The organism is Pedobacter hartonius (assembly GCF_900107535.1).
In the GTDB taxonomy this organism is placed as follows: Bacteria; Bacteroidota; Bacteroidia; order Sphingobacteriales; family Sphingobacteriaceae; genus Pedobacter; species Pedobacter hartonius.
This window is the reverse complement of the sequence record NZ_FNRA01000005.1, coordinates 271,767-297,197: the sequence shown is the minus strand read 5'-3', so window position 1 is coordinate 297,197 and position 25,431 is coordinate 271,767. Positions and strand designations below refer to the sequence as shown.

19 protein-coding genes are annotated in these 25,431 nt (G+C 43.2%); 10 read left to right on the top strand and 9 right to left on the bottom strand.

Features of this window, described 5'->3' with window-relative positions; translation table 11 throughout:
* Positions 1 to 64 precede the first annotated feature (64 nt).
* Positions 65 to 739 (bottom strand): PspC domain-containing protein, encoded by a 675-nt coding sequence (locus tag BLW16_RS11610; RefSeq protein ID WP_090556747.1) that lies wholly within the window; start codon positions 737 to 739, stop codon positions 65 to 67.
* Positions 740 to 831: 92 nt separating this feature from the next.
* Positions 832 to 1,044 (bottom strand): hypothetical protein, encoded by a 213-nt coding sequence (locus tag BLW16_RS11605; RefSeq protein ID WP_090556746.1) that lies wholly within the window; start codon positions 1,042 to 1,044, stop codon positions 832 to 834.
* Between the two features lie 105 nt (positions 1,045 to 1,149).
* On the opposite strand from BLW16_RS11605, the gene BLW16_RS11600 reads away from it, so the two are divergent.
* The 3 genes from BLW16_RS11600 to BLW16_RS11590 are packed head-to-tail and all read left to right on the top strand — an operon-like array spanning position 1,150 to position 3,545.
* The gene (locus BLW16_RS11600; RefSeq protein ID WP_090556745.1) at positions 1,150 to 1,884 is read left to right on the top strand and encodes an MlaE family ABC transporter permease; all 735 of its coding nucleotides are present in this window, start codon (positions 1,150 to 1,152) and stop codon (positions 1,882 to 1,884) included.
* Positions 1,881 to 2,633, top strand: coding sequence for an ABC transporter ATP-binding protein (locus BLW16_RS11595; RefSeq protein ID WP_090556744.1), 753 nt, complete (start codon positions 1,881 to 1,883; stop codon positions 2,631 to 2,633). The genes BLW16_RS11600 and BLW16_RS11595 overlap by 4 nt, the downstream gene beginning before the upstream one ends.
* Before the next feature lie 24 nt (positions 2,634 to 2,657).
* On the top strand, positions 2,658 to 3,545 hold the full coding sequence (locus BLW16_RS11590) for an RsmD family RNA methyltransferase (RefSeq protein ID WP_090556743.1): 888 nt from the start codon (positions 2,658 to 2,660) through the stop codon (positions 3,543 to 3,545).
* Positions 3,546 to 3,593: 48 nt separating this feature from the next.
* Here BLW16_RS11590 and BLW16_RS11585 read toward each other — a convergent pair whose 3' ends face one another.
* Positions 3,594 to 4,730 carry an HmuY family protein gene (locus BLW16_RS11585; protein WP_090556742.1) on the bottom strand — a complete coding sequence of 379 codons (1,137 nt, stop codon included), beginning with the start codon at positions 4,728 to 4,730 and terminating at the stop codon, positions 3,594 to 3,596.
* 266 nt (positions 4,731 to 4,996) lie between these two features.
* Between BLW16_RS11585 and BLW16_RS11580 the strand changes: the two genes are divergently transcribed.
* A complete protein-coding gene (locus BLW16_RS11580; protein WP_090556741.1) occupies positions 4,997 to 6,046 on the top strand; it encodes a hypothetical protein in 1,050 nt (349 codons plus the stop codon).
* Between the two features lie 91 nt (positions 6,047 to 6,137).
* Here the strand turns inward: BLW16_RS11580 and BLW16_RS11575 are convergent, their stop codons facing one another.
* Complete coding sequence (locus tag BLW16_RS11575) at positions 6,138 to 7,478, bottom strand: deoxyguanosinetriphosphate triphosphohydrolase (RefSeq protein ID WP_090556740.1); 1,341 nt, start codon at positions 7,476 to 7,478, stop codon at positions 6,138 to 6,140.
* A gap of 312 nt (positions 7,479 to 7,790) precedes the next feature.
* Here BLW16_RS11575 and BLW16_RS23255 point away from each other — a divergent pair, with 312 nt between their 5' ends.
* Entirely contained in the window at positions 7,791 to 7,952 is a 162-nt protein-coding gene (locus tag BLW16_RS23255; RefSeq protein ID WP_175470557.1) for a hypothetical protein, read from the top strand.
* Positions 7,953 to 8,590: 638 nt separating this feature from the next.
* Complete coding sequence (locus BLW16_RS11570; RefSeq protein ID WP_090556739.1) at positions 8,591 to 9,178, top strand: HupE/UreJ family protein; 588 nt, start codon at positions 8,591 to 8,593, stop codon at positions 9,176 to 9,178.
* Here BLW16_RS11570 and BLW16_RS11565 read toward each other — a convergent pair.
* The 3 genes from BLW16_RS11565 to BLW16_RS23700 all read right to left on the bottom strand — a co-directional run bounded on the left by BLW16_RS11565 (position 9,175) and on the right by BLW16_RS23700 (position 12,800).
* On the bottom strand, positions 9,175 to 12,204 hold the full coding sequence (locus BLW16_RS11565) for a DNA gyrase/topoisomerase IV subunit A (protein WP_090556738.1): 3,030 nt from the start codon (positions 12,202 to 12,204) through the stop codon (positions 9,175 to 9,177). The genes BLW16_RS11570 and BLW16_RS11565 overlap by 4 nt on opposite strands.
* 98 nt (positions 12,205 to 12,302) lie before the next feature.
* Complete coding sequence (locus tag BLW16_RS23705) at positions 12,303 to 12,563, bottom strand: hypothetical protein (protein ID WP_245735238.1); 261 nt, start codon at positions 12,561 to 12,563, stop codon at positions 12,303 to 12,305.
* Positions 12,564 to 12,593: 30 nt separating this feature from the next.
* Entirely contained in the window at positions 12,594 to 12,800 is a 207-nt protein-coding gene (locus BLW16_RS23700; RefSeq protein ID WP_245735236.1) for a cytidine/deoxycytidylate deaminase family protein, read from the bottom strand.
* Positions 12,801 to 13,383: 583 nt separating this feature from the next.
* On the opposite strand from BLW16_RS23700, the gene BLW16_RS11555 reads away from it, so the two are divergent.
* Genes BLW16_RS11555 through BLW16_RS11545 form a run of 3 tightly spaced genes read left to right on the top strand, consistent with a single transcriptional unit; the run spans position 13,384 to position 21,717 of the window.
* Positions 13,384 to 18,375 carry a translocation/assembly module TamB domain-containing protein gene (locus tag BLW16_RS11555; protein ID WP_090556737.1) on the top strand — a complete coding sequence of 1,664 codons (4,992 nt, stop codon included), beginning with the start codon at positions 13,384 to 13,386 and terminating at the stop codon, positions 18,373 to 18,375.
* Positions 18,359 to 20,695, top strand: a complete 2,337-nt coding sequence (tamL, locus tag BLW16_RS11550; RefSeq protein ID WP_090556736.1) for a translocation and assembly module lipoprotein TamL — start codon at positions 18,359 to 18,361, stop codon at positions 20,693 to 20,695. The genes BLW16_RS11555 and tamL overlap by 17 nt, the downstream gene beginning before the upstream one ends.
* Before the next feature lie 8 nt (positions 20,696 to 20,703).
* Entirely contained in the window at positions 20,704 to 21,717 is a 1,014-nt protein-coding gene (locus BLW16_RS11545; RefSeq protein WP_090556735.1) for a YihY/virulence factor BrkB family protein, read from the top strand.
* Here BLW16_RS11545 and BLW16_RS11540 read toward each other — a convergent pair.
* Positions 21,714 to 23,627: a DNA topoisomerase IV subunit B gene (locus BLW16_RS11540; RefSeq protein WP_090556734.1), complete on the bottom strand. Its 1,914-nt coding sequence runs from the start codon at positions 23,625 to 23,627 to the stop codon at positions 21,714 to 21,716. The genes BLW16_RS11545 and BLW16_RS11540 overlap by 4 nt on opposite strands.
* Positions 23,628 to 23,776: 149 nt before the next feature.
* Between BLW16_RS11540 and BLW16_RS11535 the strand changes: the two genes are divergently transcribed.
* A complete protein-coding gene (locus tag BLW16_RS11535) occupies positions 23,777 to 24,793 on the top strand; it encodes a Gfo/Idh/MocA family oxidoreductase (protein WP_090556733.1) in 1,017 nt (338 codons plus the stop codon).
* Positions 24,794 to 24,798: 5 nt separating this feature from the next.
* Here BLW16_RS11535 and BLW16_RS11530 read toward each other — a convergent pair whose 3' ends face one another.
* Positions 24,799 to 25,179: a hypothetical protein gene (locus BLW16_RS11530; protein WP_090556732.1), complete on the bottom strand. Its 381-nt coding sequence runs from the start codon at positions 25,177 to 25,179 to the stop codon at positions 24,799 to 24,801.
* Positions 25,180 to 25,431 lie beyond the last annotated feature (252 nt).

The following is a 25,431-nucleotide window of genomic DNA, read 5'->3' as shown; positions in this document are numbered from 1 at the left end:
ATGAATCTCTTTACCATACCGCCGGACCCTTCCCTATTTATATTATTTCTTAAGATCCTCCGCCTTACAACTGATCTTTAGGTTCGTCCTTTGGCAGGTCCTGGTTAAAATCAGCAGCTTTCTTTTCTGTATATTCCGTTTTCTGCGTTGTCTGTCCGAACGTTTCCTCCTGCTGACGTTTCCATTCTTCCCAGCTGTTCTTCCGTTTGGATTTCAGGATAAAGCTCAGCCCGATGGCAACAAATACCAGCGGCCATAATTTACCCAGCCTGAACCAGTAAGGAATGATGTCAAATTCATTCATCAGGAAGTACAAACCAATCACCAGCAGGAATAAACCCCCTACTGTTCTGCCCGTACCATTATTTTTTGGCAGGGTTTTAAAATCCACCGGATCCCGCCAGCCGGGTCCGGTACCTGGGGTGGCTTTTGTTTCAGGCGCCTCTTCTTTCACAAATGGATCCGGGCCACCAAATGGCGGTGTATGAAATCCTGAGGCAGGTGGCTGCTGTTTAAAATAATCATTGAACCTGGAGAATTTTGCTGCAGGGTCGTTATTTACCGGCACCACTATCCACATCACCAGATAAACAAGTACTCCCGTTCCTACTAAAAATATAGTAGACAGGACAAACAGTAACCTGATGATCGTCACGTCCACCTCCATATAAGCTGCTAATCCCGATGAAACGCCGGCAATTACTTTGTCGTGCTCGTTTCTTAATAATCTGTTGTCCATATATCTCTCTCCTATATTGTGCGTTATTTTTAACGTTGTATTCAGGTAAACTTGCCGTCATATATAAATAAGACTAAGCAATGCCGGTTTAGTTACAGTACAAAGCCACCATTTTGCTTAAATTCTTTACTGCCGCCAAACCAGCTTTCAAAGATGTGCCCGGGTTGCTGTTCAGGCACCATTTCACCAGAATACCGGCCGCAATAATACGTATATTTAAGCTCAAAAACGCCCGAAACTACAGCCCCTTTGCCCCCTGTTGCCCCGCCTGTTCCCTTTATTGCAGCAGTTTTAATTGCATTCATCAACCCTAAATAGCAGAATATTTTAAGAAATAAAGAAAGCCACAACAATTTTTATTGTTTCTTTGTAGTATTGTAGTAATTATACCCTAGCTAATTTCTCACCGAATGAACTTCACCAATTTTGGCAAATACCTGTTACTGTTAAAAGCGGTTTTCAGAAAACCTGAAAAGATCTCGATATACATGAAAGCCATTTTTCAGCAGATGAACTTTGTTGGCGTTGGTTCGCTGGGCTTAATCTCGATCATTTCCACCTTTATTGGTGCGGTAATGACTCTGCAGATCGCCTTTCAGCTGGTGAGTGATTTTATTCCCAAAACAATTATCGGTTCGGTAAACCGCGATTCAAGTATCCTTGAACTGAGCCCTACCATTACAGCCATTGTGCTGGCCGGTAAAATTGGCTCTGCCATCTCCTCTGAGATCGGCACCATGCGGGTCAGTGAGCAGATCGATGCACTGGAGATCATGGGGATCAATTCTCCCGGATACCTGATCCTGCCAAAACTGATTGCAGGCATCACCATGGTTCCTGTACTGGTGATTTGCTCGATGTTCCTGAGCATTGGCGGCGGATTTTTAGGCGGCACACTATCAGGAGCAGTTTCCCCGGCTGAATATATCCAGGGGATCACCACTGATTTCAATCCTTATACCATTACTGTTGCGCTGGTTAAAGCATTTGTATTCGGCTTTATCATCACCACTGTTCCTGCCTATGAAGGTTTCTATGTGAAAGGCGGTGCTTTGGAAGTTGCGCAGGCAAGTACAAGAGCTGTTGTAGTCAGCTGTATCAGTATTCTTGCCTGTGACTATATCGTAACCCAGTTATTATTATGATCGAAATTAAAGACATTGAAAAATCCTTCGGCTCCAATATTGTTTTAAAAGGAATATCTGCCAAATTTGAAGCTGGTGTAACCAATCTGATCATCGGCGGTTCCGGCTCAGGAAAAACCACTTTATTAAAGTGTATGGTAGGACTGCAAACTCCGGAAAAAGGGAGTGTACAATATGACGGACGGGAATTTACTGAGATGAATTTTGAACAGCGTATTGAAATCCGTAAGGAGATCGGAATGCTGTTCCAGGGCTCGGCCCTGTTCGATTCAATGACCGTGGAAGAGAATATCATGTTTCCACTGAATATGTTCACAGACCAGTCTTTCAAGGAAAAACAGGAGCGCGCCAATTTTTGCCTGGAAAGGGTAAACCTTGAAGGCAAGAATAAACTCTTTCCTGCCGAACTTTCAGGAGGGATGAAAAAACGGGTAGGTATTGCCCGTGCCATTGCGATGAATCCAAAATATCTTTTTTGCGATGAACCCAACTCAGGACTTGATCCCAAAACATCTATCGTTATCGATGAGCTGATCAAGGAAATCACTGAGGAATACAAGACCACTACGATTGTGGTGACGCATGATATGAACTCAGTGATGGGCATTGGTGATTATATCCTTTTCCTTCACGAAGGCAAGAAGTTCTGGGAAGGTTCCAATAAAGAGATTGCCCATACCGATATAGAAGAACTGAATGATTTCGTTTTTGCCAGTCGCTTTATGAAGGCAGCAAAGAAAAACTTTTAACCCTATTAGTACAATAATACATTTATGATAAGCCTATTAACGCCCACACACTGGAAAGATTACGAGCTGATCGACTGTGGTGATTTTGAAAAACTGGAACGCTTTGGCAACCTCGTTTTGTCCAGACCGGAGCCACAGGCGGTATGGAAAAAAACACTGTCAGACCAGGAGTGGAAGAAAAGAACCCATATCCGGTTCAAGGGGCGTTCTGCTACCTCAGGAGAATGGGTAAAGAGCACGCAGCAACTGCCCGACCGCTGGAATGTTGATTATCAGAATGATGAAGTAAAGATCAGCCTGCGTTTAGGCCTTACCTCATTCAAACACGTAGGCGTATTTCCTGAACAGGCAGTGAATTGGGATTATATCTCTTCTTCCGTTAAGAAATTCAAAACCCCGAGCCCTAAGGTGCTCAACCTTTTTGCCTATACCGGTGCAGCATCCCTGATTGCAAAAGCCGCAGGCGCCGACACCACACACGTAGATTCGATCAAACAGGTAGTAAACTGGGCAAATGAGAACCAGGAACTGTCACAACTGAAAGATGTGAGATGGGTAGTGGAAGATGCCCTGAAGTTTGTACAGCGTGAATTGAAACGCGGTAAAAAGTATAATGGCATCATCCTGGACCCCCCGGCTTTTGGACATGGCCCCAACGGTGAAAAATGGAAACTGGAAGATCATATCCAGGAGATGATGCATGATGTGGTCCAGCTGCTGGATGAAAAAGAACACTTCCTGATCCTGAATACCTATTCGCTGGGATTTTCTTCTGTAATCGTAGAAAACCTGATCAAAACCTCCTTTCCGCAGGTAGAGAACCTGGAAACAGGAGAATTATATCTTCAGGCAACCTCGGGTATCAAATTACCGTTAGGCGTATTCGGCAAGTTCAATAAGTTTATCGTATAAACTAAATATGAGCTGTTCCTGTAAACAGGCACAGCTCATGTTTATATTTTAATTAATGGTTGTTTCTGCGTCATGCAGGCGTTTGTACCTGACAATCTGATTGCCTCTGGATCCTCCACCGGCAAAACTCACACTGTAGATATTTCCCTTGGCGTCTTTCACCAGGTAAAAGCGGTCGATATTGATATCCAGTGATCCACCCGCATCCAAAGTAGTGAGCCTCCTCCATTTTGCACCGATTGCGTCCCGTTTTGCAGACCATGATGCCTGCGGGATGGCCAAGGCATCAGCCTCTGTAAAATTATCATAAATTTTCGTCACATCATTCCCCGGAATGACCTCATAGGCAGTCACCCCTGCCATAAAATTGATCAGTACAAAATCAGGCTGCTGCTGGGCCCTAACTGTTCCGCTTGGATTGGTGATTAAAGTTCCATCAGCATTCATCGCCACATAAGTATTACTACCCCAGCAAATATCCCAGGAGGTTTTTGCAGGTTCGTAACTGGAGGTTCTGCTTGAAAAGGAGACATAACGCCAGTTATAGGAAGCATCTTTGGTTACCGTTAAGGTGGTGTACAAATTGTTGTTATCATTCATATTACCATACGTAACGGTATATCCATTGTTCGTGCGGTTTATTTTAACCTTTATCCATTTGCTGAATCTCAGGTTTGTATTTGCACCGCGTTTAATGATATATACATTATTTGCAGAACTGTTGGCCGATATCTCCTTGATCACTGTACCTGAAAGATAAGCGGCTTTATCTGCCTGTACGGGATCTACAGTAGTGGCATTCCCTGTATCTATCGTCAATACCAGTTTTTTACTGGTCGCCAGGAGAGCAGTATCCGTCTCTGTGATGTTGTTCAGATTTATCTTGTCAGTCTGGGCTGCAGCTGCACCCAGAGAGCTGTTGATGATTACCCGGAAAGTATCATTTGCACAATAAAAACCAAGGTCCCAGGATGACCGCAGTACTCCCGTCTGGACTTCTTTGCTAAAGTCTAAAAACACACTCTTCCAGGCGCTATCTGGCCTTTCCCTACTGTAAAGGCCAGCCAGGGCCACAGTATCTCCGGCTGAGGGCATAATCGGAAAAAATCTTGTCGTATCTTCCTTGCAGCCTGCCCAGGCAAACATGATATAAAAAACGATAATAGCTGCAGCATATTTCCTCATAAGTTGGATTCAATGTTGGTATAACGTGTAAAGATAATACTCCTGTACATGAATCATACACAAATTCAGTTCAGGGATGCAGATAACTTACAAATGATAAATATAATTCAGAATCACTTTAAGAATGTTATACTTGTAGAATGATTTGTCAGCTGAATGTGTAGTTTTGCAGAACCGACATATAACTGTACTGAATCTATACATAAAACTAAATCAGAAGTACTTCATTTAATCATGCATCATAATCAATAAACATCTATATATCTATGAAAATACCTCAGTTAGCAGGAACACTGCTTATTGCATTTACCTCAATCGCCTTATTTGCAAATTGCTCTTCAGATTCCAAAAAAGGCGACAATAAAACAAAAACATCTGTAAATGCATCCGGTGACTCCACCGAAGTGACTTCAGCTGACACTACACGCCATCCGATTGATACTGCAAAATATAACGCTGCTTTAAAAAAAATAGCCAATGGCGACACTACCGGAAAATGGCCCGTTAAAAACCAGCCTTACCCGCTTGCCGGCGCAATACTGCCTTTTAAAAGGATCGTAGTTTATTACGGAAATTTACATTCCAAAAAAATGGGTGCCCTGGGTGAATATCCACCGAAAGAAATGTGGAGCCGCTTAAATGCAGAAGTTAAGAAATGGGAGAAGGTAGATCCTTCTACGCCGGTACAGCCTGGTGTACATTATATTGCAGCTGTTGCCAGTGGTACTCCCGGAAAAGACGGAAAGTATATCAACCGCATGGGCAACAACCAGATTGATTCTGTAATCGCCATTGCTAAAATGCACAACGGGATCGTATTCCTCGATCTTCAGGTTGCTTTAAGTAATATCAAAGACGAACTGCCGAGAATAGAAAAATATCTGATGATGCCACAGGTACATCTGGGTATCGACCCTGAGTTCTCTATGAAAAGTGGTGCAAGACCAGGTACAAAAATCGGCACTTACGATGCTGCAGACATCAATTACTGTTCACAGTACCTGGTTAACCTGGTTAAAAAATACAAACTGCCTCCAAAAGTATTTACGGTTCACCGTTTTACAAAAAAGATGGTAACCAATTACCAGAATATCAAGTTACATCCTGAAGTACAAATTGTAATGCATATGGACGGATGGGGAGAACCTGATCTGAAAATCGGTACTTACCGTTATTTCATCCAGAGAGAACCTGTTCAGTTTACTGGCTTCAAATTATTCTATAAGAACGACATCAAAAAAGCACCACACAGAATGATGACGCCGGAAGAGTTAATGAAACTTAAACCTGCCCCGATCTACATTCAATACCAATAGTATAAAATATATACCTTAAAAAAGGTTGTTCTTATTGCAAATGCCCCCAGAACTCAGTCCCGGGGGCATTTTTTATGATGACCAATTTTGCTTAACTCATAGAAGGAAAAGATATTCCCTTTATTTTTCTGAAAAGTTCTACGGCATAAATATCAGTCATTCCTGAAACAAAATCAAGTACACACTGAATTCTTGTATATACATCGGTCTCTTTGGTGAGGAATTGCTTCGGGATCAGTTCCACCAGTTTTTTATGGTACTTTGAGTCGTTCTGCAGGTAAGCAGGAATAAACTCTTCCAGCAAACCGCCCATCACCTGGTAACCCGCAACCTCTATCTGTACGACAGATGAATAGTTATAGATTTTCTTAACAGAGATCCTTTCAATTTCTTTCATTGTTGACAGGAAAGGTTCATCAATGGCGTCCATCAGGCTCTGGTTAAAATCGCCCTTCAGTATGGTATCCTGCTGCTGGTAAAACACGTTGGAACACTGGCCGATCAGTGTGCTGATAGATTTTGCACGCATGAGCGTGATCTTGGCATCGTCATCCTCCATTCCTGCCAGGCGATCCGGAAGTTTAGCATCGTTACACAGCGGTAACAGCAGCCTTTCTACTTCCTTGTAAGAGAGGATCTTTAAACGGTGTGCATCTTCAAGGTCAATGATATTGTAGCAGATATCATCTGCCGCCTCCACCAGGTAAACCAATGGGTGGCGTTTATAGACAACAGGATCGTCCTGTACTTTAATCAGGTCCATTTCTATCGCTATCTTTTCAAATCCGCTTTGTTCAGATTGAAAAAATCCGTATTTTTTGGTATAGATATTCTTCTTATCCTGAGCGGGGGATGCGCATGGATACTTGGCAATGGAAGCCAGCGTTGCATAGGTCAGTGCAAAACCTCCGGTACCCTTTCCTGCAAAAGGATGGGTCAGAATCCGTAAAGCATTGGCATTGCCCTCAAAGTTGATCAGGTCCTGCCATTGTGCTTTGTTCACCTGGTCCTGGTAGATCTTACCGTCACCTGTAGTAAAATAATGGGAAATAGCCGATTCACCGGAATGCCCGAAGGCCGGGTTTCCGAGATCGTGTGCCAGGCAGGCTGAAGCGATGATATTACCCACTTCCACCAGCAGCGGACAGCGCTCATCAATTTCCGGGTCTGCCGCCTTCATCCTGTTGTAAAATATAGTTCCCAATGAGCGGCCTACACTGGCAACTTCAAGGCTATGGGTTAATCTGTTATGTACAAAAATGCTTCCCGGTAAAGGAAATACCTGCGTTTTGTTCTGTAATCTTCTGAATGGCGAGGAGAAGATGATCCTGTCATAGTCGCGCTGAAACTCTGAACGCGCTTCTTTCTGATTTCCTGCAAATCTCTCTTCATTTCCCCAGCGCTTAGCCGACAGTAAATTTTCCCAGTTCATATATGAATATTATCGTTTACCTGATCGTTTTAAACATACCTGACCGGGTCTTCAAAGATGGCGAAATTACTCATCTTTTGTAGCTGTACAGGTTAAGGATTTTTCTGGCATCAGGAAAAGCAAAAAGATATTTAAAATGATGATCTATTGTTTAAAAGAAACAAATAGTTAATAATTAAACAAATAATTTGATTAAATTAAATAATTAGATAAAATATTCTTGTTTTAAGATTTATTCGCAGTACATTTGCTTCATTATTAATTAACCATTTCAGACATGAAAATTACAAGCGAATCAATAAATTCAGAAAATTGGGAAGAAACGATAGCAAACTCCGGATTTTCTTTTCAGACGTGGAAATCTTAATCAACGAAAGCTATAACCGCGGTTACAAGGCCAAAGATGAAGAGATGAAAGCAGAGCTGAAAAATCTGTTCAGTTCGAACATGCTGCAAACAAATCAAATAGCCTAACAACTGATCGTATATCTGAACGGGTTAGGTATCCAACCCCTTTCTGCTTACCTCAAAATAGAATCAGTATTCAGTTTCAGCCTGATCTTCACCGTCAATCTGGATGATTATATTTCAGACAGATTGCTAAAAGCTTATGACTGGACCAGCGATATGGAAATGAAAGCTAACTGCCGGAATTATACCATTGATCTCAGCTTTATGCATGGGGACGAAAATGTGAATATTGAAAGCCTGAATTCAGATGGTTTCAGATTTAAACAAAAAAATTAAATGAAACTATCATAAGCATACCCGCTTACAAACAGTAATGAATATGCTTATGATAACTTCATAACCTATAAACCGCCGAAGGCAGCTAGAGGAGCATTAAAAAATAATAAACGCTACCGATAAAAACAATATATTCTGATGAAAATGCAAAACAAAAGATTACACGGGCTGCACAATAACGAAGTGTGCGATTTGCTGATACGATCAGGAAAAGAAAATTGCCAGATACAAGACCTAACTTGCAGACTATCGTACCGCTTAAAACGGCAAAAAAATATTTAGAAGATATTAAGACCAGGACTAATAAATAATATTTTTTCCCTGCAACTTGTGTTAATCAATAAAAATTAAATAATTTGGGGGCAATGCAAGATTTCCATTTATATTTTGAATTAGGCTGGCAACATATTTTAGACTGGAAAGGCTATGATCATATCCTCTTTGTTATGGTTCTTTGTGGAACCTATTTGTTATCCGACTGGAGAAAGGTGCTGATCCTGGTTACTGCATTTACCGTAGGCCATAGTATCACCCTGGCTTTAAGCGTTTTCAAATTTATCCACATCAATACCGGCCTGATTGAGTTCCTCATCCCCATAACTATACTCGTCACCGCTTCATCAAACATTCTGGCAGGAAAGTCCAAACCCAAGGGAATGCAGCTTAAATATATCCTGGCTCTGTTTTTTGGACTCATCCATGGCCTTGGTTTTTCCAATTACCTGAATAGCCTCTTAGGCAGAAGCACTAATATTGTGGCAGAACTATTCGCCTTCAATGTGGGGCTGGAATTTGGGCAAATCATCATTGTGATCAGCATCCTGATCTTTTCCTTTATCCTGATCAATATATTCAAGGTCAAAAGATGGGACTGGAATTTTTTCCTGTCTTCTGCGATCTTCGGGATCTCATTTGTCATGGCAGCGGAGCGATGGCCTAACTTGTTCAGTTAGAACAAACCCAACTGCCCTGTATCATCAATATCCACATCATCAGGATTGGTGATCTCCAGTTTAATATCTTTTTTTGGTTTCGCTTCCTTCGTCACTTTACTTTTGGCATCCTCAGATTTCTTTTGTTTAGCAGCCGGTTTTACAACAGGAGCTTCAGGTGCGGGAACAACTTCTTCGGCAGGGACCTCTTCAATAGTATCCTCTGCAGGCTCAGCTTTTTCAATTGCCCTTTCTACAATAATTCCGTCTGCAACCAAAGTCTCGGTTGACATACTGTCTTCCGCAACGGTATCCTCAGTTTCCGCTTCCGCTCCGGAAAAACGTGTTTCAGCAACATCAGCAGTATCTCCTGATTCGACCTCCCCGGTTGCTCTGTTTTCTGCATCACTATCCGCTGTGAAGTCCTCCTCATTCGCTATTTCTCTGTCTTCGGTCTCAGCCGGTTCAGCTCCTCCTCCGGAAACAGGTCCTTCCGTACTTTCATTCATCACCAGCTCTCCTGTATCTTCATCAGGTCCCTGTTCAATTTCTTCGTGGTTACTGATCCTGATCTCCTTTACATCGTGCTGGGTCAGGCGGTTGCCGTTAGCCCTGATGCCTTTCACATCGATGAATTCTGAAAGCACGATATCTATAGTTTCAGGGATCTGGGTTTTACCTTTTAGCACATCTGCCGTAAGCATGGCTGCGGGGTTACTAGTCAGGTAGATAAACTTCGATCCGGTCTCCTCACTGATCAGGCTCTGTTTCTTGCCGATCGCGATAGGTTCAAACACAAAACGCTTGATAAAGTAGTTTTTAGCTTTCCCTTCAAACTGAACAACAGCAAATGCTTTTTCCGGATCAAACTTCTGGATCAGCAGCAGATCGGCATCAAAGTGATTGCTCAGTTCAAAAGAACTCAGTTCGTACCATCCTTCTTTGTGAACCTGCAGGATCTTATCGTCACCGTCAAATTCGCCCAGGTATTTACCTCTGCCATCTACATTCAGTCTCCTCAGCAGGTCATCATACCATATCTTTAGTCCTGATAAGGTAGAAACACCTTTGCTTTTCAGCAGGATCCTTTTCACCGGGTATTTGGAAACAATATTTCCCTGCGATGCCCTGCCCTTAATGGCGATCTCTGCAAAGTCTGCATCAAACTGCAATTTCTTCAGTTTAGTATGCGGTTTGAGCATCACCGTAATGATTTCAGCCTCCCCATTAGGGTTAGGTGTAAAGTATAATATTCTGGAGCCCTTGCTGCCTTTTGTTAAATCATATTCTTTGTCACGGGTAACCCCCATCACAGCAAAACGCTTGATATAGGAAACACCGCTGGCACCGTCTTTATAGATCAGGTTGTAGATGGTGCGTTCGTCGTTCTTTTTAAATACATGCGCATAAATGATTCCCTTCCCGACAAATGTTTTATCGGCAACCTTTGTGATGATACATTTACCATCTTCCCTGAAGACGATGATCTCATCCAGGTCAGAACAATCAGCAACAAATTCGTCCTTTTTGAGTCCAGTTCCGATAAAACCGTCCTCGCGGTTCAGGTAGAGTTTCACATTCGCCAGGGCAACCTTTGAAGCCTCTACCCTGTCGAACAGCCTGATCTCAGTTTTACGTTCCCTGCCTTTTCCGTATTTGTCTTTCAAACGCTGGTACCAGGCAATGGCATAATCGGTAAGGTGTTTCAGGTGGTTTTTTACCACTTTGATCTCATCCGCCAGAGCCTTCATCTGGTCATCCGCTTTTTTAACATCAAAACGGGTGATGCTGCTCATTGGTTTGTCGATCAGTTTCTTGAAATCCTCAGGCAGGATCTCCCGGTACAGTTGTTCCTTGAAAGGAGTGAATAACCTGTTCAGTACGCTCACTACCATCTCAAAATTATTCGAGTTCTCGTAGTCGGCATTTTTATACATCCCCTCCTGGATAAAGATCTTCAGTAAGGAACTAAAGAATATTTTTTCCTGGAGTTCATGCAGTTTTATTTCCAGTTCCTGTTTAAGCAGGTCCTTCGTGTTTTGCGTATTCTCTATGAGAATAGCGTTCACACTTAAAAACTGGGGCTTATCATCTTTAATGATACAGGTATTCGGAGAGATCGATACCTCGCAGGATGTAAATGCATACAGCGCGTCAATGGTCACATCAGGCGAAATCCCTGGTGCCAGCTGAATCACGATCTCTACGTTCGCTGCGGTATTGTCTTCAATTTTTTTGATTTTGATCTTGCCCTTATCATTGGCAGACAAGATGCTGTCTATGACAGACCCGGTAGTTGTACTGTAGGGTATTTCTGTGATGACCAGGGTCTTCTTGTCCTTTTCCGTAATCTTGGCGCGTACACGGACTTTACCCCCGCGCATCCCTTCATTATATGCAGAAAAATCTGCCATACCGCCGGTAAAGAAATCGGGAAGGATATTGGGACGGCTGCCCTGCAGGATCTCAATGGAGGCATCCAGCAGTTCAATAAAATTATGCGGCATCACCTTGGTGGCCAGGCCTACGGCAATACCTTCAGCACCCTGGGCAAGCAGCAGTGGAAACTTCACAGGTAAGGTAAGGGGTTCATTGTTACGGCCGTCATAACTCAGCTGCCAGATCGTGGTATCTGAATTGAAGACCACTTCATTTGCAAACTTTGACAAACGGGCCTCGATATAACGTGGCGCCGCAGCACTGTCACCTGTAACCGGATCTCCCCAGTTACCCTGACAGTCGATGAGCAGGTCTTTTTGTCCAATCTGTACCATGGCATCCCCAATTGAAGCATCACCATGCGGGTGGTACTTCATGGTATTACCGATGACGTTGGCGGCCTTATTAAAACGTCCGTCATCCATCTCTTTCAGCGAGTGCATAATTCTGCGCTGAACAGGTTTAAGGCCGTCGTTAATATGGGGTACTGCCCGGTCTAAAATTACATAAGAGGCATAATCGAGGAACCAGTTTTCGTAAAGCCCGTTGATGGGGATTACGGTATGTTTTGTCTCTTCGTTTATGTTATTATCTAATTCGTCGCTCATTAAGAAAGGATTTGTGTGGTGTAAATATAAGTCATCCCGTTATATTTTCAGAGCACAATTTCCTAACAGTTGTCAATTAGCCTTAATTCGGCAGTTAATCAGGAATCCAACCTCAGGCGGTCTTCTGCAAACACAAATGGCAGGAGGTTTTTTATGCCTTTAACTTTTAATATCTTGCCATCGATGCAATAGAATAAAACTTCAATTTCTTTATCCTGTTTACGTTCAAATTCTGCCATTACCTGCAAACATGAGCCGCAGCAGGTAACCGGCTGTTCGATTTTAAAATGATCTGTATGCGCCGTAACCACCATACTTTCAATCACCGCGTCCGGATAGGCCGCGCCAACAGTAAACAATGCAACGCGCTCTGCACACAGGCCGGAAGGTTAAGCAACATTTTCCTGGTTGCTGCCTGTAACTACCGTACCATTGGCAAGCCTCACTGCTGTAGCTACTGCGAAAGTGGAATAGGGCGAATAGGATGTACTTAGTGCTGCTTCCGCCTTTGTACAGAGCAGCTGATCTGCCTCAGTCAGGTCTGCAAACTGATCGTAAGCTTCATAGGAGACAGAGAAATTTAAGGTCTTTATCATTTATTCTGATTGATGCTTTTGTCTGCAAACACAGCCTTGTGTCCGCATAGGCTCTTTCCACTCATACCTGTTGCTTTTCCAGTCTGAAGACAGGCCTGGATGCCTGCAAAAAGTATAGCGGGGAGACAAAGTTACGGTGTTAATTTATATTATTTTATAAAAGGCGATTTATGTTTCAAATGAGCAGGTAAGATTATCAGTCCCCCCTTATAAACATAGACTTCTGGCTTCACGAAAGTATGTAAGTCCAGGGTGAATCCGATGCAGGTCTGAGGTAAATCCGAGTTTTGGGCCGTAAACACGAACCTAGCTCAGACCTGAATTAGATTTACTTCGGAGTTAGATACCAGCATGAATAACTTGTCAGCTGATTTAACTGTCGTGCCAGAAATATCAGCTTGCCAGGCTTAAGGATGGTTCATAAGCTATAATATCAAACATCTTACAACTTTTTAGAGTATTTAACAAATTTTTAATTTCATTAAACAAAATCCTCCAAATCTTGTAATATACATAGGAAATAGCCGGTGGCATGGTTTTGGTTATTGTCTTAAAAGTGTAAATTTCCCAAAAATCACAACCATTGAATAAATACGTACGCAAAAGTCTAAAGGTCATTTTATGGATAGTTGCCAGCATCATTATGCTGGTTATACTGGTTGCTGTGGCTTTAAATATCCCGGCGGTCCAAAACTTTGTCAAGGACAAAGCGATTAGTTATCTCAAAAATAAAACCCATACCGAAGTCAGCCTTGAAAGTGTAAAGATCGCCCTCCCCAAAGATGTGGTGCTGAATAAATTTTACATGGAGGATAAAAAAGGAGACACGTTATTGTACGCTCAGAAACTATCCGTTGATATCAGTCTGATGAAGCTGCTCAGCAACAAGATAGAAATCAACAACATAGAACTCGAAAAGATCAGGGCGAATGTCACCAGGATTGATCCTGACACGACTTACAACTTCTCGTTCCTGGTAGACGCCTTCATGTCTGAACAGAAAAAACCAGATGAGGAAGTGGATAAAGACAGTACTTCTACCATGAAGTTTTCGATCAGCAAGATCAGCCTGAAAGATATCGGAATTGTGTACCGTGACGATGTGGCAGGAAATGATGTAAGTGTAAAACTGGGAGAATTCCAGACAAACATCAAAGATTTCGACATGGACAATCAGCATTATGTGATTAACAACCTGTCCTTAAAAAACACCACCTTAAAATATTTGCAGCAGAAACCGCTTACCCAACTGACAGCACAGCTGCAAAAAAGTTTAGACACGACAAAAACAGCTTCAGGAAAACTGCCATTAGTGGAAGTACAGGATGTGGCATTGGATAATGTAAAGATCAATTATGATGACATGTTATCTGATACCCGTGCAGATCTGAAGATTACCGGACTTACGTTAACTAAACTGTTTGCCGATCTTACAAAAAGTGATTTTAAACTCGATGATGCCACGCTGAATAAGTCAGATATTCTATTCGCATTTAAACCCGCCGCACCAGTTAAAGGAGCTGCAGCAGATACAGCGGCAGCACCCTCCGCAATGGCGGTTTTAGTCAGCAAGCTGAACCTTGCAGACAACAACATCCAGTTTGATAACCTTGCGGAAAAACCCCTGGCCAAAGGCATGGACTTCAACCACCTGAAGATCAAAGGGCTTGGTTTAGGTGCAGAAAACCTCTCCTATAGCGCCGCGGGCATCAAAGTGAATGTTAAAAACGGAAGTCTGAAAGAAAAAAGCGGCTTTGAGCTCAGCAAATTACAGGGCGACGTGGTCTACAATGACAAGATGGTGAAGCTGAGCAACCTGGTCTTCAAAACCCCTAACACCAATATCGAGAACAATACCCAGCTGAACTACACTTCCCTGGAAGATCTTACAAAACATCCGGAACGTGTAAAGATGTCCCTCCAGGTGAAGAATACTACCCTTGGCCTGAAAGACGCAACCTATTTCAGTAATGCCGTTCCGGCCAGTTACCGGAATGAGAAAATCAAAGTTACAGCCCGCGTAAGCGGTTACCTGAATAACCTTTCTATTCCACAATTGCAGATAAGCGGATTGAAAAGTACCCGTATCGATGTAAGCGGAACAGTGAAAGGCCTGCCGGATGCCAACAAGGCTTATCTTGACCTGAATATTAAACGTTTCTCCATGACGAAGAACGACGTGCTGGTGATTATTCCTAAAAAATCCCTGCCTGCAAACATCACTTTGCCCAACACCATCGCCGCCAATGGCAGGTTTAAAGGCTCCATGACAAACTTTAATACCGGATTCAACATCAATACCGACATGGGCTCAGCAAAATTGCTGGCTACCCTAAAGGGCCCTAAAGGAAAAGAAAGTTATACGGCAGATATTACCCTGAATAATTTTAATGTAGGCCGGTTGATTAAAATGCAGCCACAGCTGGGCAAGATCACGGTTAAAGCAAATGTAAGCGGTACAGGCCTTGACGCCAAAACCGCTGCAGCAAAAGTAAACGGAAAGCTGATCAGTGCTTACTATAATAAATATACTTACCGCAACTTATTGCTTAGCGGAACATATTCTGGTCAGAAACTGAATATCAAAAGCAGCATGGCCGATAGCAATGCCAATTTTAATTTGACGGCCCTGGTAAATATGGCAGGAAAATATCCTTCCGTAAAAGCAGATTTGAACCTGAAACAGGTAGACCTAAAGAACCTTAATTTCAGCCCTACCGAATTCCGGATGGCAGGAGTGGTAAAAGCTGATATTAAAACTGCTGACGCCGACTACCTGAACGGGGATGTAAGCATCCGCGGCCTGCAGCTGGTGAAAGACGGACAGAAGATCAATGTGGATACCATAGACATCCATTCAGAAGCTACAGCTGAACGTAACCTGCTTACCTTAAAATCGGAGTTACTCAGCGCACGTGTTGATGGTAAATACCAGCTGACCAACCTGGCAAGTGCCATGACCAACCAGATCAACAAATACTATAAGTTTGGCGTAGTGACCAAGGTTCCCGATCAGCGGTTCCGCTTCAGCGTAAAGATTTATAATCCAAAATTCATTAAAGATTTCGTCCCTGAACTGACTACCTTCTCCCCTTCCTATATGAACGGGCTGATAGATACGCAGAAGGACAGCTTAAAGATCAATGCCTGGTTCCCGCAGGTGGTTTATGGTGACTATAAAGTAGACAGCACAAGATTAACCGTAGATAATTCAGACAACCGCCTTTTCTACAAACTGCTGGTTGGGCACATCCAAAGCCCCTCTATCGCCTTATACGGCACGGAGCTTAGCGGTATAGTTTCAAATAACCTGTTAAATATCGACCTTATCCTTCGTGACAGAAAACTAAATGACAGATACGTCCTGGGTGGTACATTCAAATCGCTGGGCGAGGATTTCCAGTTCAAGTTTGATCCTAAAAGGATCCTGCTGGATTATGAAAGATGGTCGGTTTCACAGGACAACTATATACAGTTTGGCAAGTCGGGACTCCTGGCAAACCAGTTTAACCTGAGCCAGGGAACACAATTATTAAGTATAAACAGCGTAAATGCCACACCAAATTCTCCGTTAAAAGTAGAGTTTAAGGACTTCAGAATAGAAACCCTGACAAAATTCGCCGAGCAGGACAGTGCACTCGTTGGAGGACTGATCAATGGTACGGTAGATGTGAGCGACCTGATGGCCAGCCCTAAATTTACGGCCAACATGACCATTGACAGGCTGCGTTATCAGAAAGACCAGCTGGGTACGTTGCGCGTGGCAGTAAATAACAATACCCCAAATGCCTACGAAACCAATATCGCATTAACAGGTGTCCATGAATTGAGGATGAATGGTTTTTATTATACCAATAACCCTGAGAACGCACTGGACCTGACGCTGAATATTGACAAAATAGACCTCAAATCTCTCGAAAGTGTATCCATGGGCCAGATCAAAAACGGCTCCGGTACCATCACAGGGGCACTGACAGTAAAAGGTGCGATTGCTGCTCCAAAAGTTTTAGGAGATGTGAAGTTTAACCAGGCAGCCTTTACTGCTACCTATGTGAATTCCTACTTCAGAATGCCAAACGAAACGATCAGTTTTACCCCACAGGGCCTGAACTTCAATAACTTTACCATTATCGATTCGCTGAACAAAAAAGCCACCATCAATGGCGGCATCCTGACGACAGATTACACCAACTTCAAGTTCAATATGGACATCAAAACGGAAACCTTCCGGGTGATGAACTCTACTGCGCTTGACAATGATATGATCTATGGAACGGTCTTTTTAACCAGTAATATCAGGGTTAGAGGAGATTTAAACCAGCCTGATGTGAATATGAACATCAAAGTAGAGAAAGGTACGAAGTTCTTCTTCGCATTACCGGCAGATGATCCTTCGGTGATCGACCAGGAAGGGATCGTGCAGTTTATCGATGCAGATGCCCCTCCGTTTAACGGGCAGAAAGCACTCCATGCTGACAGCATCAGCAAAGCCCCGGTGAAAGGAATCAACCTGACGGCCAAACTGGAGGTAGACCCCGAAGCAGAGTTAAACGTAGTAGTTGACCCTGCAAATGGAGATGCGCTGAAAGTGAAAGGCGATGCCGACCTGACGGCGACGATGGACCCAAGCGGAAAGATCAGCCTGACCGGGCGCTACGAGATCAAAGACGGATCTTATAATCTATCTGTCGGCCCTTTAGGCAAAAAAGAATTTAAACTGGTTGCGGGAAGTACGATCATATGGACCGGCGACCCGATGTCTGCAAATGTGAATTTAACCGCATTATATGAAGTGAATGCAGCACCTATTGACCTGATCAATGAGCCGGATAATATCCCTGCCAAGACTAAATTGCCATTCCAGGTTTACCTGATGATGAAAGGCGAGTTGTTAAAACCTATTATTTCGTTTAAACTCGACCTGCCGGAAAATGAACGCGGAGCTTTAAGCGGTGCAGTTTATACCAAATTGCAAAACGTAAACAGGAATGAGAGTGAACTGAACAAACAGGTATTTGCCCTGCTGGCCTTAGGCAGGTTTATCGCCAACAATCCTTTTGAAAGCCTTGCCGGTGGTGGTGGCGGTGTTTCTACGCTTGCCAGATCAAGTGTAAGCAAATTACTGACAGAACAGCTGAACAATCTTGCATCTGATCTCATCAAGGGCGTGGATATCAACTTCGGTGTCAATTCATCTGAAGATTATTCTACCGGATCATTGCAGCAAAAAACTGACCTTGAAGTAGGAGTGTCAAAAAAACTGCTTAGCGACAGGTTAACGGTAACCGTTGGCAGCAGTTTCGGACTGGAAGGGCCACAGGCCCCCGGACAAAGCTCTACAAATATTGCAGGGAATGTCAATGTGGAATATATGCTTTCTAAAGACGGCAAATATCGCCTGAGAGCTTACCGCCGTAACCAGAATGAGGGAGTCATCGAAGGCCAGATTATCGAAACAGGATTGGGATTTGCCCTGGTAGTGGATTATAATAAGTTTAGGGAGATCTTCCATAAAAGATCAAGAAGAATCAGAGAAAATCAAGAACAGAAGCCTACAAATGAAAAAACTAATTAAACCCAGCTTACTTATCTTCGTATGTTTAGTATGGGCTGCCTGCAGCAATACTAAATATCTGAAACCCGGTCAGAAATTGTACACCGGCGCTGAGGTTGTGATCAATCCTGATTCATCAGCAAAGATTGAAAATCAAAAGGATGTAAAGAGTGACCTTGAGGCTAAAACAAGACCACGGCCTAATAAATCAATTTTGGGTTTAAAGCCAAAATTATATATCTATAACGTTGCAGGTGAGCCCAAAAAACCAAAAGGTTTTAAACACTGGCTGAGAACCAAAGTTGGCGAACCACCGGTATTGCTAACCGAGGTAAAACTTAAAACCAATGATGCGGTAATGACGAGTTTCCTGATCAGTCAGGGTTATCTACAGAATGTAGTTACCGGTGATACCGTAACCAAAGAGAAAACAGGTAAAGCAGTCTATACAGTAAATACTGGAATACGCTATAAAATCAAGAGTATAACTTTTCCCAAAGACACCGGCAACCTGACAAAGGTGATCAATGACAATAAAGCAAACTCAGTGCTCAAAGTTGGCAATTACTATGATCTTGATGCATTCAAAAATGAACGCATCCGGATAGATAACGACCTGAAAGAACAAGGGTACTTCTATTTTAGTCCCGATTACCTGATCCTTCAGGTGGACAGTACGATAGGAAAGAGCCTGGTAGACATTACGATTAAGGTAAAAGATATCGCTCCGGATGCAGGATTGAAACCTTATACCATCAAAAACATCAATATCTATCCAAGTTACTCTCTGCGGAGAGATAGCGTACTGCGGAAACTGACACCAATGGAATATCATGATTTCAACATTTATGATAACCGGAATACGTTTAAACCGAGGATATTTGACCGTCTCGTATTTTTCAAAAAAGATGAGCTGTATAACAGGACAGACCATAACCAGTCGCTCAACAGGATGGTAAATATCAATGCCTTTCAGGACGTGAGAGCAGAGTTTTTACCACTCGACAGTTTCAAAAATGACCAGCTGGACCTGAATATCTATCTTACCCCTTTAAAAAAGAATTCCCTGACCTTTGGTGTAACAGGAACAAGTAAATCCAATAATTTTGTAGGATCAGAAGTTAAAGTTACTCAAACTACCAGAAACTTATTCAGGGGTGCAGAGCAACTGGATGTGAGTGTGAGCGGCGGCTTCGAAACGCAGGTGAGCGGACAACAGACACAGAACCTGAATTCCTACTCCTTCACTGCCGAAGGAAAACTGACATTCCCGCAGTTTATCGTACCTTTTTACAAACCAAGAAGTACAAACGCCTTTATCCCTAAAACCATTGCCTCCGTTTCCTATCAATTGCTGAGCCGCGGTTCATTGTATAAACTCAACTCATTTAAAACAGAATTTGGATACAACTGGAAAGAAAATAAATACAAGGAACATACTTTCAATCCGATTTCTGTCAATTATGTACAGCCAAACCTTCCTGCTGATTCGAATAAACAGAAACGCCTGTTCGACTCTATTCCCGGCCTGCGCTATACCCTGGAAAAACAGTTCATTATTGGAAGTAACTACAGTTTCACCTATACCAACCAGATGGAGGAGAACAGAAGAAATAATATCTATTTCAATGGTAGCATAGAAACCGGTGGAAATGTCTGGGGCGCATTTGTTCCAAAAAATAATACAGGAAGTAAATCTATTTTTAACGTTCCGCTTACACAGTTTGTAAGGCTCGAGACAGATCTCAGGAACTATTACAAGATCAACCGGAATGTTACCTGGGCCAACCGCCTCAATCTGGGATATGGTTATGCTTACGGAAACAGCAGTTCATTGCCTTTCGTCCGTCAGTTTTTTGCAGGAGGAAGTAATGATATCCGCGCATTCCCGGCCAGGGCATTAGGCCCCGGAACATACAAAGTTAATCCCGACCAGTCCTTTGCCGATCAGGGAGGGGATATCAAAGCCATGCTGAATACTGAACTGAGATTTAAACTGGTGAGTATCCTGTACGGTGCTGCTTTTGTTGACGCCGGAAATATCTGGCTGCGCAAAGAGGATATGGGCACACCTGCAACTGCCACTGATGCTGCAATACCCGGAAGACCTGGTTCAGGATTTAAACTGAGGAACGCACTGAGTGAGATGGCGGTTGGAACCGGAGCAGGTCTGCGTGTAGATGCTACCATTTTTGTGATCCGCCTGGACGTTGCCTTCCCGATCAGGAAACCTTACCTTCCTGAAGGAGAACGCTGGGTAATTGATCAGGTAGCCTTCGGGAGCAGCCAATGGAGAAAAGACAATTTAGTTTACAATATCGGGATCGGATATCCCTTCTAATACACAACATGAAAGTAGCACATAAAATAAAGCATTTCTTTATTGCACTGTACCATCTTTTTGTTGCAGCCGGAAAAGGATTCACAGAGGACCGCATTACAAAACTCAGTGCAGCCCTCGCCTATTATACGATATTTTCACTTACGCCACTGATCATTATTATCATTGCCGCAGCCAGTATCTTCTTTAGCAACAAGTTAAATCCGGGCACAGAACTATTCGCCCAGATCAGTGAAATGGTGGGAAAGGACGCCGCAAAACAATTGCAGGGTTTTGTGGAGAATGCCAATCTTACGGGCAAAAGCACCATGGGACTGATTATCGGTGTAGTGACCCTTATTGTGGGTTCAACAGCGATATTCATTGAAATACAGGACAGCATTAACCTGATATGGAAAGTGAAGGCCATCCCAAAGAAAGGATGGAAAAAGATGATCACCAACCGCCTGCTTTCTTTTTCGCTGATCATTTCCATGGGTTTCCTGCTGCTGGTATCCCTTGTGATCAACAGTATTGTAATCGGTATGGGCTCAAAACTGGGCTATTTTCTTACCAACAGTAAATTCGGCCACGCCATACCCCTGGCCAGTGATACTACTACCCTGCTGATCTATATCCTGAATAACGCGATTACGCTTGCTGCTGTAACCGCTGTGTTTATGATCATCTTTAAGGTATTGCCGGATGTAGACCTGAGATGGAAATCTGCAATGATCGGTGCGCTGTTTACGGCACTGCTGTTTAGTCTGGGCAAATATGTGATCGGCATCTATATTGAAAAAGGAAACCCTGGTTCGGCTTTCGGTGCTGCCAGTTCCATTATTGTGATCCTGTTATGGATTTATTACACCTCTATCATTTTATACTTTGGTGCCGAGTTTACGCAGGCTTATGCGGAGAAATATGACGGTGGCATCAGGCCAAGCAAGTATGCCGTACATACCCAGATCACTATTGTGGAAGAGAAAGTAGATGTCCTGCCTCCGCAACACCCTGAAGAAACCAAGGCAGAACCAGCCTAAGCTGATTCTGCAATTTCTACGATATCTTCTGAAACTGCGGCAGTGGCAGCTTCCTGATCGGCAGAAACAAGTTCCTCGATGGTATCTTTTTCTATTCTCAGGTTTCTGATGATATGCTGCTGCCTGTCGGGCGTATTTTTGCCCATATAATATTCCAGCAGGTTTTTTATCGTCTGATCTTTTAATATCACAGGATCCAGACGGATGTCCTTTCCGATAAACAGTCCAAATTCATCAGGTGAGATCTCTCCCAAACCTTTAAACCTTGTGATCTCTGGTTTACTGCCTAATTTGGTGATTGCATTCCGGCGCTCTTCGTCACTGTAACAATAGATGGTTTCCTTTTTATTGCGCACCCTGAAAAGTGGTGTCTGCAGGATGTATACATGTCCTGCCCTTACCAGGTCAGGGAAGAATTGCAGGAAGAAGGTCATCATGAGAAGCCTGATGTGCATTCCGTCAACATCGGCATCGGTAGCGATCACGATATTGTTATAGTGCAGGCCATCCAGTCCGTCTTCAATGTTCAGTGCGTGCTGCAAAAGGTTAAACTCCTCATTCTCATACACCACCTTTTTTGTCAGTTCATAACAGTTCAGCGGCTTACCCTTCAAACTGAATACGGCCTGGCAATCCACATCTCTTGATTTGGTGATGGAGCCGGATGCAGAATCCCCTTCTGTAATAAACAGTGTGGTTTCGTAACGCTTGTCATGCGTGGTATTGAAATGGACCTTGCAGTCCCTCAGTTTCTTGTTGTGCAGTGATGCCTTTTTAGCACGGTCGTTAGCCAGCTTTTTGATACCGGCGATATCTTTACGTTCACGCTCAGACTGCAGGATACGTTTCAGTAGTGCGTCTGCAACATCCGTATGTTTGTGCAGGTAATCATCCAGTTCTTTTTTTACAAAATCATTGATGAAGGTACGGACGGATGGACCCTCAGGCCCCATGTTCTGGGAACCCAGCTTGGTTTTTGTCTGTGACTCAAATACAGGCTCCTGCACACGTACAGAAATTGCGGCGATGATAGAGGCCCTGATATCCGATGCCTCATATTCCTTTTTGTAGAATTCACGGATGGTTTTCACCACCGCTTCCCTGAATGCCGCCTGGTGTGTTCCACCCTGGGTGGTATGCTGTCCGTTCACGAATGAATGGTAATCCTCACCGTACTGCTGTCCGTGTGTCATCGCAATCTCGATATCGTTCCCCTTCAGGTGAATGATCGGATAACGGATATTCTCCACGTCAGCCACTTTATGCAGCAGGTCATAGAGTCCACGTTCAGAGAAATACTTCTGATTGTTGAAATTCACCGTCAGGCCCGTGTTCAGGAACACGTAGTTCCAGATCATGCTTTCTACAAAATCAGGGATATAGTGATAATTTCTAAAGATACTTTCATCAGGATAAAAGGTAATGGCTGTACCATTCCGCTGCGTGGTATCAATAATAGGATGGTCAATGACGATCTCTCCTCTTGAAAATTCTACTTTTTTGGTTTTGCCGTCACGGTATGACTGTACCACAAAGTTGGTAGACAGTGCGTTCACTGCTTTGGTACCCACGCCATTCAGTCCTACAGATTTCTGAAAGGCGTTGCTGTCATACTTACCACCGGTATTGATTTTCGACACACAGTCGATTACTTTTCCCAGGGGAATTCCCCGTCCGTAATCGCGTACATTTACCTTCGAATCAGAAACCGTAATATCGATCGTCCGCCCGGAGCCCATGACAAACTCATCGATAGAGTTATCCATGATCTCCTTCAGCAGCACGTAGATACCGTCATCCTGTGCAGATCCGTCACCTAACTTTCCGATATACATCCCGGGCCGTAACCTGATGTGTTCCTTCCAGTCGAGCGACCGTATACTGTCATCGTTATAAATAGGTTCTGCCATAAAATTTGTATTATCCCCAAATCTACTGAAATATGCGTGTTTACAGATATACAGTTTTCAACAAATACACAATTCAGACAGTAAAAAAGATTTACCATATCAATCATAACCTATTTATTTTATATAATTTAAACATTTAATTCATATCAATGTCAAAACCGATCATAACCGGCCTCCTGTCTTACGGAATGTCCGGAAGAATATTCCACGCACCCTTTTTAGCAACAAATCCGGGTTTCCTCTTCAAAGCTGTTGCAGAGCGCCATGAGAAAAAAGCAGGACTCAAATACCCGGGTCTGAAAAGCTACGGCACTATTGATGAATTATTGAACGATGAGGAAATTGAGCTGGTTGTGGTAAATACCCCCAACTACACTCACTTTGATTTCGCTATGCAGGCCCTTCGGGCAGGAAAACACGTGCTGATTGAAAAACCCGCAGCCGTGACAGCTGCTGAAGCCAATTCTCTGTTTGAGCTTGGCCGTTCGTCTGGTTTAAAGGTGATGGTTTACCATAACCGCAGGTATAACAGCGATTTTCTTTCTGTAAAACAGGTGATAGAGAGCGGCCGGCTGGGGAAGTTAATTGAAATCCATTTCAGGATAGACCGGTACCGTATGGCTATCGGAAATAAACAATTTAAAGAGAGTGCAGCAGTGCCGGGCAATGGATTGATGTATGACCTCGGCTCTCATCTGATTGACGGCGCCATCAGCATTTTAGGCAAGCCGCTGAGTTATGAAAAAACAACTGCAATACACCGGACAGGCTCTGAGGTAGATGACTATTTTCATTTTCACCTGAAATATCCCGATCAGCTGAACGTATACTTAACCTCCGGCCTGCTCATTGCAGAACCGGAATATGGATTTGTGGTGCATGGTACATCGGGCAGCTTTTTAAAGATGCGTACTGATGTGCAGGAAGCCCAGTTGGCGGAAGATATGCTGCCTGTGCATAACGGATTTGGCGCAGAAGCCGAAGGCGGTGAAGGCAAACTGGTACTCATGGATATGGACGGTCAGAAAAGCACAGCATTATTGGCAGCACCCAAAGGCGCCTACAATGAATTGTTCAATGCCGTGTATCAGACGGTGCGTAATGATGTGCAATTTCCGGTTACTGAAGAACAGGTCATCTGGCAGCTGGAAATGCTTGGAAATTGATCCCCTTAATTGTATTTAACATCAAACTTCCCTTCAGCATGTTTTGCCCTGAAAGTAACATGATATTTTTCACCTTTGCTATTATCTAATTTTATTGAGTCAGCAACGCTTCCGTTCACGTCCCGCTGGACAATTGTTGCTGAACCCTTTTTTATTTCAATTGATAATTTTCCTTTTTTCAGCTCTGCGGAGTATACAAGGGAAAAATCACCCTTAGCATTTCTCTGCACCTTAAAATCCTGTTTGCCGTTAAAATCTTCAAAAGAGGCAAAGGTATGGCCGGGTCTGTCTCCCCCGTTCCAGTGTTTTGTATAATTAGGAAACTGGAAAAATGTTAAAAGCACATACAGGTAACTTTGAACAATAATGGTAAGGAGTAAGTTCATGACATGTATTTAAAATCCGGACAGGAACGTCCCGTCTGCTTTGCGAGAGCTAATCACATACCAATTTTAAAAACACGAACAAAACACTGTAAATCAAATATTTAATTTAATAATACGACTGCTGTGCGTTCAAAAATGAACAGTATTTGTTCGCAAATGAACAATTAACCGGAATCTAATTTCCCGGTTGCAGATTGCCCCTCCAAACCGCATCATCATCAAATCCGATGATTCAGCTTAATTTAGACAGCA

Excerpts from the sequence above, each read along its gene's own strand:
- BLW16_RS11610 (WP_090556747.1), bottom strand. The coding sequence starts at position 739 with ATGGACAACAGATTATTAAGAAACGAGCACGACAAAGTAATTGCCGGC.
- BLW16_RS11605 (WP_090556746.1), bottom strand. The coding sequence starts at position 1,044 with ATGAATGCAATTAAAACTGCTGCAATAAAGGGAACAGGCGGGGCAACA.
- BLW16_RS11600 (WP_090556745.1), top strand. The coding sequence starts at position 1,150 with ATGAACTTCACCAATTTTGGCAAATACCTGTTACTGTTAAAAGCGGTT.
- BLW16_RS11595 (WP_090556744.1), top strand. The coding sequence starts at position 1,881 with ATGATCGAAATTAAAGACATTGAAAAATCCTTCGGCTCCAATATTGTT.
- BLW16_RS11590 (WP_090556743.1), top strand. The coding sequence starts at position 2,658 with ATGATAAGCCTATTAACGCCCACACACTGGAAAGATTACGAGCTGATC.
- BLW16_RS11585 (WP_090556742.1), bottom strand. The coding sequence starts at position 4,730 with ATGAGGAAATATGCTGCAGCTATTATCGTTTTTTATATCATGTTTGCC.
- BLW16_RS11580 (WP_090556741.1), top strand. The coding sequence starts at position 4,997 with ATGAAAATACCTCAGTTAGCAGGAACACTGCTTATTGCATTTACCTCA.
- BLW16_RS11575 (WP_090556740.1), bottom strand. The coding sequence starts at position 7,478 with ATGAACTGGGAAAATTTACTGTCGGCTAAGCGCTGGGGAAATGAAGAG.
- BLW16_RS11570 (WP_090556739.1), top strand. The coding sequence starts at position 8,591 with ATGCAAGATTTCCATTTATATTTTGAATTAGGCTGGCAACATATTTTA.
- BLW16_RS11565 (WP_090556738.1), bottom strand. The coding sequence starts at position 12,204 with ATGAGCGACGAATTAGATAATAACATAAACGAAGAGACAAAACATACC.
- BLW16_RS23700 (WP_245735236.1), bottom strand. The coding sequence starts at position 12,800 with ATGATAAAGACCTTAAATTTCTCTGTCTCCTATGAAGCTTACGATCAG.
- tamL (WP_090556736.1), top strand. The coding sequence starts at position 18,359 with ATGAAAAAACTAATTAAACCCAGCTTACTTATCTTCGTATGTTTAGTA.
- BLW16_RS11545 (WP_090556735.1), top strand. The coding sequence starts at position 20,704 with ATGAAAGTAGCACATAAAATAAAGCATTTCTTTATTGCACTGTACCAT.
- BLW16_RS11540 (WP_090556734.1), bottom strand. The coding sequence starts at position 23,627 with ATGGCAGAACCTATTTATAACGATGACAGTATACGGTCGCTCGACTGG.
- BLW16_RS11535 (WP_090556733.1), top strand. The coding sequence starts at position 23,777 with ATGTCAAAACCGATCATAACCGGCCTCCTGTCTTACGGAATGTCCGGA.
- BLW16_RS11530 (WP_090556732.1), bottom strand. The coding sequence starts at position 25,179 with ATGAACTTACTCCTTACCATTATTGTTCAAAGTTACCTGTATGTGCTT.